13 protein-coding genes are annotated in these 14,783 nt (G+C 60.0%); all 13 read right to left on the bottom strand.

Annotated elements, in window-relative coordinates:
* The 13 genes from GDN47_RS28340 to GDN47_RS28280 all read right to left on the bottom strand — a co-directional run bounded on the left by GDN47_RS28340 (window position 1) and on the right by GDN47_RS28280 (window position 14,759).
* Window positions 1–1,065 (bottom strand): ABC transporter ATP-binding protein, encoded by a 1,065-nt coding sequence (locus tag GDN47_RS28340; RefSeq protein WP_152094722.1) that lies wholly within the window; start codon window positions 1,063–1,065, stop codon window positions 1–3.
* A 23-nt stretch (window positions 1,066–1,088) separates the two neighbouring features.
* Window positions 1,089–2,603, bottom strand: coding sequence for a DUF5060 domain-containing protein (locus tag GDN47_RS28335; protein WP_152094721.1), 1,515 nt, complete (start codon window positions 2,601–2,603; stop codon window positions 1,089–1,091).
* A 38-nt stretch (window positions 2,604–2,641) separates the two neighbouring features.
* Window positions 2,642–3,529, bottom strand: a complete 888-nt coding sequence (locus GDN47_RS28330; protein WP_152094720.1) for a carbohydrate ABC transporter permease — start codon at window positions 3,527–3,529, stop codon at window positions 2,642–2,644.
* Window positions 3,526–4,425, bottom strand: a complete 900-nt coding sequence (locus tag GDN47_RS28325) for a carbohydrate ABC transporter permease (RefSeq protein ID WP_152094719.1) — start codon at window positions 4,423–4,425, stop codon at window positions 3,526–3,528. The genes GDN47_RS28330 and GDN47_RS28325 overlap by 4 nt, the downstream gene beginning before the upstream one ends.
* Before the next feature lie 97 nt (window positions 4,426–4,522).
* Complete coding sequence (locus GDN47_RS28320; protein ID WP_152094718.1) at window positions 4,523–5,776, bottom strand: extracellular solute-binding protein; 1,254 nt, start codon at window positions 5,774–5,776, stop codon at window positions 4,523–4,525.
* 87 nt (window positions 5,777–5,863) lie between these two features.
* Window positions 5,864–6,502, bottom strand: coding sequence for a dihydroxyacetone kinase subunit DhaL (dhaL, locus tag GDN47_RS28315; RefSeq protein WP_152094717.1), 639 nt, complete (start codon window positions 6,500–6,502; stop codon window positions 5,864–5,866).
* The gene (locus tag GDN47_RS28310) at window positions 6,499–7,518 is read right to left on the bottom strand and encodes a dihydroxyacetone kinase subunit DhaK (protein ID WP_152094716.1); all 1,020 of its coding nucleotides are present in this window, start codon (window positions 7,516–7,518) and stop codon (window positions 6,499–6,501) included. Before GDN47_RS28310 ends, dhaL begins: the two co-directional genes overlap by 4 nt.
* Before the next feature lie 59 nt (window positions 7,519–7,577).
* Complete coding sequence (apnL, locus tag GDN47_RS28305) at window positions 7,578–9,455, bottom strand: D-apionate lactonase (protein WP_152094715.1); 1,878 nt, start codon at window positions 9,453–9,455, stop codon at window positions 7,578–7,580.
* Window positions 9,452–10,486 (bottom strand): Gfo/Idh/MocA family protein, encoded by a 1,035-nt coding sequence (locus tag GDN47_RS28300; protein ID WP_113332710.1) that lies wholly within the window; start codon window positions 10,484–10,486, stop codon window positions 9,452–9,454. Before GDN47_RS28300 ends, apnL begins: the two co-directional genes overlap by 4 nt.
* A gap of 1 nt (window position 10,487) precedes the next feature.
* Entirely contained in the window at window positions 10,488–11,552 is a 1,065-nt protein-coding gene (locus GDN47_RS28295; RefSeq protein WP_113351121.1) for an ABC transporter permease, read from the bottom strand.
* Window positions 11,549–13,102 carry a sugar ABC transporter ATP-binding protein gene (locus tag GDN47_RS28290; protein ID WP_152094714.1) on the bottom strand — a complete coding sequence of 518 codons (1,554 nt, stop codon included), beginning with the start codon at window positions 13,100–13,102 and terminating at the stop codon, window positions 11,549–11,551. The genes GDN47_RS28295 and GDN47_RS28290 overlap by 4 nt, the downstream gene beginning before the upstream one ends.
* Window positions 13,099–13,743: a DUF2291 family protein gene (locus GDN47_RS28285; RefSeq protein ID WP_152094713.1), complete on the bottom strand. Its 645-nt coding sequence runs from the start codon at window positions 13,741–13,743 to the stop codon at window positions 13,099–13,101. Before GDN47_RS28285 ends, GDN47_RS28290 begins: the two co-directional genes overlap by 4 nt.
* 74 nt (window positions 13,744–13,817) lie before the next feature.
* Window positions 13,818–14,759 carry a D-ribose ABC transporter substrate-binding protein gene (locus GDN47_RS28280; protein WP_113351124.1) on the bottom strand — a complete coding sequence of 314 codons (942 nt, stop codon included), beginning with the start codon at window positions 14,757–14,759 and terminating at the stop codon, window positions 13,818–13,820.
* Window positions 14,760–14,783 lie beyond the last annotated feature (24 nt).

Here is a 14,783-nt window from a genome sequence, read left to right as displayed (position 1 = left end):
CTATAATCGCTGCTGGCTGGCCTTGTCGAAGAAATGCAGGTTCGGTGTCTTGAGCGAGATCTGAATTGTCTGGCCCGGCACGAGTTCGGCTCGCTCTCTCATCACCCAGGTTAATTCCTTGCCCTCAAGATCGAGCGCGACATGCGTTTCGGAGCCGGTAGGTTCGACGACGGTCACGGTTGCGCTAACGCCGGCCTCCGTGGCAAACGAGATATCTTCTGGACGTATGCCGAGAATGACCTCCCGACCCTCCGATTGAGCCGGAGCGCTGGCGAGTTGGATGCGTGTGCCGGTTGGCAATATCAATTCCGGCGATGCACCGCCGGTAAGCTTGCCTTCAAGAAAATTCATGGCTGGAGAACCGAGGAAACCGGCCACGAAGACATTTTTCGGCCGGTCGTAAAGTTCGAGCGGCGAGCCGACCTGTTCGACCTTCCCGCCCTGTAGCACCACGATCTTGTCGGCCATGGTCATGGCTTCGATCTGATCGTGGGTCACGTAAACGATCGTCGTCTTCAGGCGCTGATGCAGCGCTTTGATCTCGGCCCGCATCTTGACGCGCAGCTTGGCGTCGAGATTGGAAAGCGGTTCGTCGAACAGGAAGACCTTGGGATCGCGCACGATGGCGCGGCCCATGGCGACGCGCTGGCGCTGGCCGCCGGAAAGCTGGGCGGGCTTGCGATCCAATAATGGTTGCAGGCCAAGTATCTTGGCGGCCTCGCCGACCTTCTCGTCAATTTCGGCACGTTTTGCGCCGGCAAGCTGCAGCGCGAAGCCCATGTTCTGCGCCACCGTCATCTGCGGATAGAGTGCGTAATTCTGGAAGACCATGGCGATGTCGCGATCTTTCGGCGGCAGGTCGTTGACGATCCGGCCGCCGATCGAGATTTCACCGCCGGTGATGTCTTCCAGCCCGGCGATCATGCGCAGCAATGTTGACTTGCCGCAGCCCGACGGGCCGACGAGAATGACAAATTCGCCGTCCGAGATTTCCACATCGACGCCGTGGATGATGTTTACCGCGCCGTAGGACTTCCTGACGTTCTTGATGGTCAATCCGGACATGAGATTCTTTCCCTGAAGATCGATCAATGCTTCTTGCGGATGCGGAGCGCCTGGTATGGCTTGCCCGGCAGTTCCACGCCGAAGGCCGCATCCGCCTTGCCGCCGCGCACGATGGCGCCATGGCGCGTCGGATGCGGGACCGGCGCTTCCACCTTCTTGGCAGGCGTAATCGTCATCTCCCATGTGTCGATGATGTCGACATCATAGTCGGTTCCATCCTTGGGCAGACCGGTGGACCAGATGACTGGCTGGTGCTCGCCGAGATAGATGTAGCTGACATCACCGTCGCGCGCGCCGGAAACGCGCGTCCACGGCCATTCGCCATAGGAGGACATGGGTTCGAAGCCGTTGACGACATCCTGCTCCAGGAGATCGCGCAGGAAGCCGATGCGCTTCCAGGCCTCGCCGCGCAGTTCGCCGCCCTTCGCCCACCAGATGAGATCCTCCGGATGCGAATAGGTTTCGCCGTGGCCGGCATAGCCACCCCGCGTCACCGTGATCCAGAAGCGATGCACCAGCTCCTGTGCTGTCAGGTTGCCCCAGGACTGGATGATGTTGCCTTCATATTCCGGCTCGTCGTTGACCACAGGCTTGCCGTAGGCATCGCGCCATTCCTGCGTGCGCTTCACATCCCAGTTCTGGATGCAGGTATGGGTGACCCACGGCTTGCGATGATCGAAGTTCATTGTCGGCTCGCCGTTGTGGATCGACTTCAGATGGCCATAGGGATCGTTCTCTTCGAGAATGTGGAAGTAACGGTCCCACTGCTGCAGCGGCTTGGTGTCGAGAAGGAAGTCGTACTCGTTGGCAAGCGCCCACCAGACATTGCGATAGGCAGAAAGGCGCGCCGCGAGATAAGCGACGTAGCGGAAATCCTGCTTAGCCGACATATCGGCATAACCCCAGCGATCGTAGGGGTGGAACATGATGATATCGGCCTCGATGCCGAGATCGCAGAGGGCCGCGACCTGGCTCTCGAAATGGCGAAAAAGAACGGGGTTCGGCCGATCGAAGTCCTCCTTGCCGTCCGCGCCCTTTTCAAAGCAGGCATAAAGCGGCTCGTTGACGTTGTAGGGGTAGTCCTTGGGGAAGACGCCCATGCGGATCTTGTTGAAGCGTGATTTCTTCAGCGTTTCGAGCGTCTGGGCCTGCATCTCAAGCGGCTGGTGCGTCCAGGCATAGCAGGTCGTGCCGAAGGAGAGGAAAGGCTTGCCATCGGCATAGGCGAAATGGAACTTGTTGCGGACGTGCACGGGGCCGTGGTTGCCTTCCGACGGCTTGGTGGCAACGAAAGAGCCGGTCTTGCTGTCCAGTTCCGATGTCTTCGAGCGCGTGCGGAACGACCATTCACCCTCATTATCCGGCATGAAGCGAACGCGATAGACGCCGTTGCCGTCGTAGAAGCCGGGCACGCGGACCTCGCGGCTGTGCTGGCTGAAAACGGCATCGAATGCCACATCGAGATAGGGATTGCCACCGGAAGGGCCGTTGAAGGCCGCTTCGAACACTCCCCATTTTTCGACGGACGCGTTGGACATGATATTCTCCTCGGAAGATGGATGAATGGTCCGACCGCTCAGCCCTTGACCGCACCGGAGGTGAGGCCGGAGACGAAGTAGCGCTGGAAGATCAGATAAACGATGGTGGCCGGCAGCACGGTCATGACGATCGCCGCGTTCAACTGCCCGTAATCATTGGAAAACTGGCCCTGGAAGGACATGAGCCCAAGCGGCAGCGTCCACATATGCTGATCCTGCAGCAGCACGAGCGCCATGGCGAACTCATTCCACGTCGAAACGAAATCCAGGATCAGCAGCGCCGCGAGCACCGGCAGGCAGACGGGCAGGAATATCCGGCGAAAGATGGTGAAATGGCTTGCACCGTCGATCAGGGCCGCTTCCGACAATTCCTTTGGAATGCCTTTGAAGAAGCCGTGCAGAATGAAGACCTGATAGGGCACGCCGAAGGCGATGTAGGGCAGGATCACGCCGGGATAGGTATCGATTAAGCCCAGCGAATTGACCAGCGTGAACAGTGGCGCCAGCATGACCTGAAACGGGATCATCGTGCCGAAGACGACAAGGAGCAGCAGGATCTTGCTGAACCGCAGGCGTATCTTGGCAAGCGCATAGGCCGCCATCGCCGAGAGGATGAGACCGAGCGGGACCTTAATCACGGTAATGATGGTGCTGTTCAGGAAGGCGCTGGCGAAATTGCCGCGGCCCCAGGCGCTCGAATAATTCTCGAAGGCGGGCTCAAGCGGTGGCATGAAGGCGCCGGTCGACGTCACATCAGCCTGCGTTTTCAGCGAGGTGAAGACGATGAAGACGAAAGGCGCGAGCCAGATCGCAGCGACGACCAGCAGTGCGATCCACAGGCCGATCAGGACAGGATCGCGCTTGCGCTTTGCCGGTGCAATCGTTTCGAAGTCGTCCGACATGGATGTGGCCGATGCTGCCGTCATTGTTCGGCCTCCTCATGCTTTTGCGTCCAGCGCAGGTAGGGAATGACGACGATGATGGTGATGAGCAGCAGGACGACCGAGATCGCGGCACCGCGGCCGAAATCGAAGATCTGCATGGCTTGTGTGAAGGCCCAGAGCGCCAGCATCTGCGTCGATTGCGCCGGCCCGCCGCCCGTCAGGCCATAGACGATGTCGAAGGCCTTCAGCGACGAAATGACCGAGAGTACAAGCACAATCGTCAGCGTCGTGCGCAATGCAGGCAGGGTGACGTAGCGGAAGATGTTCCAACGCCCGGCGCCGTCGATGCGGGCGGCTTCGACTAGCGTCTGCGAGACGTTCTGCAGGCCAGCGAGAAACAGGACCATGGAAAAGCCGACGGATTGCCAGAGATAGGCAATGAAGACGGAATAGAGCGCGATATCCTTGTCGCCGAGCCAGTCCTGGATCCAGTCCTGCAGGCCCATGGAAGTCAGGATTTCGGTGAAGAGACCGAAGAAGGGATCGTACATCCATTTCCAGATGGTCGCGACCGCGATCGGGGCGATAATGACAGGCAGATAGAAGATGGCGCGGAAGGTATTGCGGGCAAAGAGCTTCTGGTTGAGGCTCAGCGCGAGCAGCAGCCCGACCATGGGCGGAAAAATCACGCACATGATCGTCCAGATCACCGTGTTGCGGAAGGCAACCCAGAAGACGGGGTCCTGCGTGAAGATATATTGATAGTTCGCCAGGCCGACGAAGGGGCGTTGCGGATCGAGGCCGTTCCATTTCTGGAAGCTCAGCACCACCACGTTCAGCATCGGGTAAAGCGCGAAAATCGCGTAGATCAGCATGGCCGGCGCAAGCAGGATCGCTGCCTGGACGCTGGGATCATGTGTTCGGTTACGGAATGACATTTCTGATTGCTCCCGGCGGCAGCTGACGCGTGGGCATGAAGGTGAGGGAGGCCGTCCGCCGCGATTAGCAGCCGGAGTGACGGCCTCACTCGATTGATCAGGTGCGACCGGCGATGAAGGTCTGCAGCTGCTTGGCGGCATCGGCCGGCTGAATGTTGCCGGAGGCGACGTCGTTGATCACCCGGAAATATTCGGTGGTGACGTCGAGCGGGAAGGCCTGGTCACCATTCATGTAGACCTTGTTGTAGGTCTTGAAGATCTCAAGCCACTTCGCCTCGAGCGGCTTCTGGTCCGTGTACTGGACATTCTTGTTGACCGAGATCGAGCTGATCTGGCCGACGAGATCCCGCTGCACCTTCGTCGACAGGAAGTAGTCGAGGAACTTTGCCGCAAGATCCGGGCTCTTGCTCTTGGTGCTGATGTAATTGTACTCGGCAAAGCCATAGAGGCGATTGGTGTTCGTCGGGAACGGCACGACGCCGTAATCGTCGAGATTGACCTTGCTGCCGCTCAGCTGGCTGACCAGCCAGTCGCCTTCGAGCATCATCGCAGCACGGCCGGCGACGAACAGCGTATAGGATTGCTGGTTGCTGATGCCCATGAAAGGCTTCAGCGTATAATCCTTCGTCCACTTGGCGAATTCGGTGAAAGCATCGGTTGCGCAGGGCTCCTTGGTCCAGTCGGCCTTCATGGCCATCAGCGCGTCATGCTTGTCGGCGCCGCACTTGGTTTCGAGCAGCACGTCCATCAGGCGCATGACGTGCCAATTGACTGAACCGCCGAAGGTGAAGGCCGGAATGCCGGCGGCCTTGAGCTTGTCGGCTGCGGCAAGCAGCTCTTCATAGGTTTTCGGCTCCCCGGTGATACCAGCCTTCTGGAAGAGCTTCTTGTTGTAGTAGATCGCTTCGCCCTTGAAGGTGAAGGGAACACCGTGCTTGCCGCCTGGATAGAGATCGGCAAAAGCGGCGGCGGACGGGAGCAGCTCGTCGTTCCACTTGTACTGGCTGTAGTATTTGTCGAGCGGCAGCGAGAGGCCAGCCTTCACATATTCGCCGCCGAGGCCAAGGCCGGCCCAGCTGAAATAGATGTCCGGGCCTTTGCTGGAGCCTGCGGCCACGCGAAGGGCGGTCTTGTGTTCATCGACGCCGCGCTGGACGATTTCGACATGGGTGCCGGGATTGGCGGCCTCGAAGTCTTTCGCTATCTTCTTCAGCGCGCCGTTTGCCGCGCCATTGTCGAAGTTTAGCGTCCACAGCGTCAGGTCTTCCGCGGCAACATTGGTTGCTGAAAAGGCCGCCGCTGCCATAGCAGCAGCGCCGAACCAACGCGCGTATTTGAAGTTGCCAGCCATCTCCCGTCCTCCTCTGAGCAAAGCTGAGGGCGGTTTTGACAAATCGTTGTCAACATGTCAACTGGTATGATGAGCTTATCAGCGGTATCACATGAAGTGATCGTGAAAACAGACCATGACGACGACGGCCGACGCCGCGCCGGGGTCCATATGTCCCAAGGCTCGATCGCCCAGGCGCGACGACCGGCCTTTTGCCGCGACCATATCCTTGGTTGCTTCTGCGCCCGCTTCGCCCGCTTCAAGGGCGGCGGCCAAGCAATCGGCGAGTGAAAGCCCTCGATCCATGGCCGCGCGGCAGGCTGCGGCAGCGGGTGCCCAAGCATCCACCATGGTCTTTTCGCCGACCTCCGCCTTGCCCCGATCCTGAATGCCCTTGGCAAAAGCTGCGAATATTTCGACCATATCGTCGTCGCTCAATGACGCCTTTCCCTTGGCGACCGCGCCTGCGCGCATCAAGGCGGTCGCATAGAGCGGTCCGGACGAGGCGCCCACCGCATTGAGGAAGGACTTTGCAGCCGTGTTGAAGACCAGCGTCGGGTTGGATGTCGATGATTCCAGCTCCGAAACCGCCTTGGCTGCGGCAGCGAAGCCGAGCTCCATGGCGATGCCGTGGTCGGCGTCGCCGATCACGCCGTCGAGTTCGCAGAGACGGTCCTTCTCGCGGGCCATTGCTTCGGCGATCCGCACGAAAAGCGATTTCAGCTCTTCTGTTCCGATTATGGTCATGACAGCGCCTCGCCGGAGCGGAACATGGCGCAATCGCAGGGGTGATCGATGAGCCGCTGCAATTCGTCATCGAGATGCATGAGGGTGATCGAGGCGCCGGTCATTTCGAGCGACGTGCAGTAATTGCCGACCAGCGACAGGTGAATGACGACGCCGGCATCGTCGAGCATGGCCTTGACCTTGCGCATCATGATGTAGAGCTCCATCAGCGGCGTCGAGCCTAGCGAATTGACGAGCACGGCGACCCGGTCGCCGCGCGCCGGCTTCATCTCATCGAGAATTTTGCCGACGAGTTCGCTCGTCACCTCGTCCGCCGATCGCATCGGCCCGCGGGCGACGCCGGGCTCGCCATGGATGCCCATGCCGATTTCCATTTCGTCGGCGCCGATCTCGAAATTCGGCTTGCGGGTTTGTGGCAGAGAGCAGGGCGAGAGCGCCACCCCCATCGTATAGGTGCGTTCGTTAGCCCACCGCGCCACCCGTTCCACGTCGTCGAAACCGTACATCAGGTCGCAGGCTGCACCCGCGGCCTTGAAGATGAAGACATTGCCGGCAACCCCGCGACGGCGCTCCTTCTGGTTGACCGGCGCAGAAGCGATGTCGTCCGTCGTCAGGACTGTACGCACCTCGATATCGTCCATGGCAAGCATTTCCGCCGCCATGTCGAAATTCATGACATCGCCGGCATAATTACCATACATGAACAGCACGCCGGCGCCGCCGTCGACGGCCTTGGCACATTCGATGATCGGATCGGGCGGCGGCGAGGCAAAGACATTGCCGATGGCGGCGGCATCGGCCAGCCCCTTGCCGACAAAACCGAGAAACGTCGGCTCGTGCCCGGATCCGCCGCCGATGACCAGGCCGACCTTGCCGGCCCGTGGACCATGCTTTGCCACGATCGAGCGCGGCGATCCCTCGACAGCGCGCAGATGGCGTGGATGAGCCGCCAAGATGCCGGCCAGCATCTCATCGACGGCGGCGGCACCCTCGTTGATCAATTTCTTCGTCTTCACGCCGAGACTCCCAAATCATTGTGATTGTTGGGACTAACTTGCGCGTCTGCGATTGAAGGTCAATCCATCAAGGCCGTCGAAACGGTGCCATAGGCATCAAGCAGGAGCCTCTTGCTTCCGGTCTGTTCCTTCAGCTGGAATGGCTCCAGCTTCACCAGTTGCGGGATGGGTGTGACATTGACCAGATGGAGCGACCGCGATCCGTCAGATTGCACTGTGATGAAGCTGAGTATCGCGCTCGGATCGGATGACAGGCACTCTTGCCATTGCTTGCCGGCGAGGCGGGACAGCTTCGCGACCGTGTTGAACAGCGGTCGTTTGGCGCGTGCCGCCGACGGTTCGTTCTCTCCGGCGATCAGTCCGAAAGATCCTGTCAATGCCGAAAGCGTCAGGCATTCCAATTCGGCATCGAGAACACGGGCAGCGTAGGCCAACGCAAAGGCTTCAGCAAAGCGGGCATTGTGCCGCGGATCGGTGTTGGCCATCGCGATGCGGCTGCCATGGGAGTTGTCCATGGTCCGGCTGCCATAGGGATTCTGTCGCATCGGTATGGTCGAGGGACCGATACGGTAAGGCTTGTCGCCGTAGATGGCGCGTATGGAACGCGTGATGAAGGGCAATGCTTCCAGCGTCTGCATGACGCTCAGATCGTCGGCCGCATGTACGATGGGATTGGTGCAATGTGTAATGAAATCGAGACTGTCGGCGGGCACTCGCTTGCGATTGAGTTCGGTGAAATAGCTCAGCATGCCGCCGCCAATACGCACATCGGGAAAGGTGGCGTGCGCGGCGACATAGACTTCCTCAAGAGGCGGGCATTCGGGCCATTTGCTGCCCGGCGGCGTCGATTGCCGGTCCACGGAAGGCGAGATCATGATTGCATCGGGCTTGAAGCCGGCCGCTCGCATCCAGCCTGCTATTTGCTGTGTTTCAACAAGAGCTGGCTGGTGACAGGGCAATGCGATTTCCAGCGTTGATCTGCCGGCATGAATCGCGGCAACGGCTGCGAAGCGTTTGAACGCATCAGCGCCATGGCCGGCATCGGGATCGAAGTGAAACAGCAGTTCCTGCGGGGCAATTTCATCTAAGCGCTCGCGCGCAGCCAGCGTCGCATCCGCTTCCTCCGGCGTAACGACAAGGCCGATCGATGGCATGGTACCGGATTTTGTCCCCGCGCTTAGGGTGATCGCGGCATCCGACGTATGGGAAAAAGAGGGTGGAGAACGCCGCTTATCCCCGATGGTCAGAACGATACGTTGCCGTATTGGCTCGCCGGCCGGAATGCGATAGGGCCAGGGCAGGGCAAGCGGGCGAACATAGGTCTTGTAGGACGCATCCGACCAGTTGCGCTGGTCTTCCATTTCGAATGTGTCGCCTTCCATGCGGCATTCGGCCGTGACGTTCGACGTTACGCTATGTGTAATCGCCCGCATGGCCTTGAAGGGCTGCCAGGGTTCGATCAGATCGGGAAAATGTGTGTTCTCGCGGCTGCCATCGACATGCTCGACCGATACAGGCATGCCGGCGACGCCGACGATCGGATGCAGGATGCAGAAGCCGCAGCGGTTGGTTTCGAAGCCGGTCGTCGAGAGCGCTATTGCCTCGAAGGTCAGGGCTTCATCGGCCTCAGCTGTTATCCGCACGTCAATCGCAAGTTCGGTATTCTCAGGGCCTCTGCAACGCGCAACATAGCTGACCAAAAAGCCATCCTGCTGCTGATTAATCCGCAGATCGTCGATATCGGGCGCATAGGTGCCCCAATCACGATCGCGAACCAGATAGGAAACGGCTCGCAAGACTTCGATGCCGTCGTAACGAATGGCTCGGAGATTGCCGTCCTTAAAATCGACCTCAAGCCTGCCCGCTGTCAGTCGCACCGGCGGCGTTTCGAGCTCGCGCGTGCCGTAAAGCTGGAACGGATCGATCTCGCTCTTCATTGCAGCATCGCTCCGATATCGACGGATTTCCCGTTGGCGGCACTCTCATAGGCTGCTTCGACAAGCGCCAGGGTCTTGAGATTGTCAGCGCCTGACGTGGAGGTTTCGCCACCACTGGCAAGGCGGTCCGTCCAATGCTGCTGGATCGCCAGGACGCTCTCCTGAATATTGTGCCAGGGACGCGAGGCCCAGGACAGAAGCTGGGGTGATGCATCCGATAGGGTCACGCCATCGGCACCGCTGACCTCAAGCCGATATCCCTGCGAGAGGCGAATGCTACCCTTCGTGCCGTCGAGCTCGATCAGCGTTTCAGGGAATGGCTCGGTCGCAAGCTTGGAGGCATAGCTGACATCGACGATCGACGTCGCGCCGTTTTCATGGTCAAGCAGGATGGTTGCGACATCCTCGCCCTTGATCTTCGGATTGACCCGTTTGGTGCGGGCCGTCAGTGAAGAAACGTCGCCGAGGATGAAGCGGGCGATGTCGAGCGTATGAATGCCGAGATCCTCGATGATGAACCGTTCGCCTTCGGCCAAATAGGGCTGCCCCGAAAACACATCATAGCCGGAGCGGAAGGAGAAGCGCCCCCAGAAGGGCTCGCCGATCGCGCCGGACTGGAGGGCACGCTTGACCGCCTGAATGGGCGTTTGCCAGCGGAAGTTCTCATGCACCATCAGCGGCACGCCGGCTCGCGCACAGGCCTCGACCATTGCCTTGGCGTCACTCAACGTCTTTGCGAAAGGCTTCTGGCAGATCGCCGGGATCTTATGCGAGGCAGCCATCTCCACCAGGGCGCGATGGCTTTGCACCGTCGTTGCTATATCGACGAAGTCAAAGCCGCCATCGGCGAACAGGGTGGCTGCGTCCGTGTAGCGGCGTTCGATACCGAACTGGTCGCCGACGAGTTTCAGCCGCTCCGGATCGCGGTCGCAGATCGCGGCGATGCTGGCGCCTTCAACGTCTTGCCACGCATGCATCTGATTGATCGCGAAGAAGCCGCAACCGATCAATGCGCCCTTGAGTTCTGCCATTTCAGCCTGCCTTTGCCATTTGCATGAGAGTTACGCGCTGCTGGAGGCGCCGCTGCGCCTGATCCACGACAACAGCGATGATGATGACCAATCCTTTGATGACCATCTGCCAGAAGGATGAGACGCCCATCATCACGAGACCATCCGAAAGGATGCCGATGACGAAGGCGCCGATGATCGTGCCGCCTATGGTGCCGCGGCCGCCTGACATAGAGGTGCCGCCGAGCACCGCTGCCGCGATCGCGTTCAGCTCGAAGCTTTCGCCGGTCGCCGGATGCGCCGCCATCAGCTCCGACGATATGACAATGCCGACGATGGCAGCGCAGAGCCCCGAGAACATATAGACGAAAATCTTGACCACATCGACGCGGATGCCTGACATGCGCGCAGCGCGCTCGTTTCCGCCGACGGCGAAAATGTGCCGGCCGATCGGTGTCGAGCGGGCGACATAGGCGGCGAGTAGCGCCAGTATGATCAGGATCCAGATGGAAACGGGCAGACCAAGCATGCGGCCGGCGCCGAAGACATCGAAGCCTGTCGTATCGTATTCCGGTCGGCCCACCAGGTTCGGAAAGGTCTGCCCGTCGGACGACAGGAGCGCGAGGCCGCGGGCGATATAGAGCGTTCCGAGCGTGGCGATGAAGGGTGCGACGTTGAGCTTGGTGATGAGCAGGCCGTTGATGAGCCCGATCAGTAGCCCGACGGCCAGCGTGATGAGAATGATCTCGTAGATGTTGAAGTAAACGGTATAGCCGATCGGCAGTTCGACGCCGTTGAGGATAAGAGCGCCTGCCACCATGCCGCAGAGGCCGACAATTGAGCCTACCGATAGATCGATCCCGCCGGTGACGATCACGAAGGTCATGCCCATGGCGAGAAAGGCGTTGAGCGCGACATGCTTCGACATCAGGATGATGTTGGCGGTCGAGGTGAAGTTCGGTGCAAAGATCGCAAAGAAGATGACGACGGCAAACAGCGCGATGAAGGTCCTGAGCTTCATCAGCGTCAAGAGAACGGAGCCGTTCGAGCGATTGGTCGCAAAGGCGGAGGACGTGTCTGCGGTCATGACGCGAGTTTCCCTGTATGTCCATGTCCCTTGGCGGATGCCGCGATGATGGCCTCTTCCGTCGCTTCGCTTCGGTCGAGAACGGTCACGAGCTTGCCGTTGCTGAGCACTGCGATGCGGTCCGAAAGTGCCATGACCTCTTCAAGGTCCGATGTTGAAAACAAGATTGCCAGACCCTTGCCGGCGAGCCTACGCATGGTGCGGAAGACGTCGGCCTTGGCGCCGACATCGATGCCGCGGCTCGGCTCATCCATCAAAAGCACCTTCGGATCGGTCATCAGCGCTTTGCCGATGACGACCTTCTGCTGGTTGCCGCCGGACATGGAGGTGACCTCGAAATCTGGATTGGGCGCCTTGATCGAGAGATCGCGGATCATCTCGCGAATGGCGTTCTTTTCGGCACCCGGATCGATATGGAAAAACAGCCGGGCGAAGCGGCTGAGGCTCGCAAGCGTTAAATTGCTGGCGATGGACAGGACCTGCACCAGTCCCTCGCGCTGACGGTCCTCGGGGATCAATGCCAGGCCTTGCCGGATGCGCCGGGTGGTGTCGCGGGCGCGAACCTCGACCCCATCGATGTAGATCCGCCCGGTCGAGTGCATATGCCGGCCCATCACACATTCGAAGAATTCGCTACGCCCGGCACCCATCAGGCCGTAGATGCCGAGGATTTCGCCGGCGCGCACCGATAACGAGACATGATCGACGGCAAGGCCGCCCGTGCGCCGCGGCAGGCTGATCTCCTCGGCACGGAAGGCTTCTTTGCCGATCGCATGGCCGCCGTCCCTGGCGAAGTCCTTGGCATCCGATCCGATCATCGAGCGGACGATCCATTTCGTATCGATATCACGAACCATCGCCTGACCGGTGATCTGCCCGTCGCGCAGCACGGTGATGTAGTCGCCGATCCGCATCAGCTCTTCGAGCCGGTGCGAGATATAGACGATCGCGACGCCTTGTGCCTTCAGTTCCGCAATGACCTTGAACAGAATGTCGACTTCTGCCGCTGATAGCGCCGATGTCGGCTCGTCCATGATGAGGATACGGGCGTCAAGCGATATGGCCTTGGCGATCTCGACGAGCTGCTGCTGCCCGATCGGCAGATCCTCCACCATGGTTTCGGCGCCTATGCCGGCATCGAGCCGATCCAGAAACGCGTTGGCCCTTTCGATCTGTGCCTTATGATCGATACCAAAGATGCCGCGGGTGATTTCGCGCGTGGCGAAGATGTTCTCGGCCACCGTCATGTTGACGAAGAGATTGAGCTCCTGGAAGATCATGCCGATTCCGCGGGCCTGTGCGTCAGCCGGGCTGCCGAAGGAGACTTCCTCGCCCTCGAGCAGGATGCGGCCCGAAGTCGGCCGTTCGACGCCGGCGATGATTTTCATCAGGGTAGATTTGCCGGCACCGTTTTCGCCGACGAGCACATTGACCGCGCCGCGGTGCAGCTCGAGGTTGGCGTGCCTGACGGCGACGATGCCGGAATAGACCTTGGAAACGTCCTCCAGGCGCAGGATGATGTCGTTGCTTGGGGTTCTGCTCATGGTCATTGCCCCAATGTCAAGGCTGAAGGCGTGATCAGGGGAAGCTGGCCGGATGGGGGCAGCGGAAACGCGCCCGTTACGGTGATCGTCTTTCCAATCAGCTCGTTGCGAGGCATAGCTGCCAGAAAGGACGAGTTTGCCTTCTCATTGAAGGCTTTGCCGAATTGAGCCCACTCGATCTGGTTCCTGAATTCGTTGAAGTCCAGGAAATCCAGAGCGTCGCGTAGCGCCGTGCCGCGGATCGCAGGGCCGATCTGCACCTTCGCGTCCGCCTTGCCGTCGCCATCCACATCGACGTCGAGGGTTCCGGCGCGAGAGGCTGTGTCGGCAGCCACGATCTTGCCGCTCAGTTTGAGGGCATAAGTCCACGGCGATGAAGCCTGTTTTCGCGGGTTTCCGTATTTTGCGCCGGCATCGTCCGGATTGGCGGCTATGGCTTGCAGCACCGTCTTAATGTCACCCGCGCGCTTCTCAATAGCGGGCAGTGCCTGGGGTTGCCAGATCGCCTCCACCTTGGCTGCGGGGTCGAAGGCACTCTTTGCCGCCGCTGCCGCCTTCTCCTCGGGCGTCGGCGTTTTGATAATCTTGCAGCCGGGCAATGCCGCCGCCAAAACAAGGGCCACGAGCGCGCCTCTGGTCCTCAACATGCAATGCACCTCGATCTCGCAGGAAAGACATCGGGAGAGCGCGGTTCCGCGCCCTCCCACTTAGTGGTCCGCCATCAGTTCTTCAGTGCGAAGGTTTCGAGCTTGTCGGCGTTGTCGGCATTGATGAGGACGCAATCCATCAATTGCTTCTCATCCTTCGGCGCCGTCTTGTTCTTGATATAGGCGTCGGCCTGTTCGACCGCCTTCTGGGCCTGGGCGTAAGCCGGCTGCATGACCGTCGCCTTGATGCCGCCCGCTTTGATGGAGTCGCGCACATCGTTCGAGCCATCGAAGCCGACGACGATCACATCCTTGCGGCCGGCAGCCTGCAGCGCTGCAATCGCGCCCATCGCCATAGTGTCGTTGCCCGAGATCACGCCCTTGATGTCAGGATTTGCCTGCAGGATGGTTTCCATCTTGGCATAGGCTTCGGTCTGGCTCCAGTTCGCCGACTGCTTGGCGACCAGCTTCAGGTCGGGATAGTCGTCGATGACGTCGTGATAACCCTGCGAGCGGATACCGGCATTGGTATCGGCTTCGCGGCCGACGAGTTCGGCATAGTTGCCTTTCTCGCCCATCAGCTTGACGAATTCCTGGGCGCCGAGCTGTGCGCCCTGGTAATTATTGGAAACGATCTGGGCGACGGCGATGCCGGTGACGTTGATTTCGCGATCGATGAGGAAGGAGGGGATGCCCGCATCCTTGGCCTTCTTCAAGGCGGCGACCGTCGCATCCGCACCGGCATTGTCGAGGATGATGGCTTTGGCGCCGCGGCCGATCGCTGTGTCGATGACTTCCGATTGCTTATTGGCATCGTCGTCATGTGTCATGACGAGCGTGTCGTAGCCCAGCTCCTTCGCCTTGGCTTCGGCGCCGACGGCCTCTGCCTTGAAGAATGGATTGTCGAAGGCCGGCGTGATGATGGCGATTAGGTCGGCCGCGAAGGCCGGCATCGCCGTGCCCAGCGCTAGTGCGGCGGTAAAGGCTGCAAGTGTCAGTCTGCGTGTCAGTTTCATGGTCTCCTCCCAGTTATGAAACAG

This window comes from Martinezella dioscoreae, assembly GCF_009176305.1.
GTDB lineage: Bacteria > Pseudomonadota > Alphaproteobacteria > Rhizobiales > Rhizobiaceae > Rhizobium > Rhizobium dioscoreae.
Note: the sequence above shows the minus strand (reverse complement) of the source record. Positions and strands in the feature narration are given on the sequence as shown.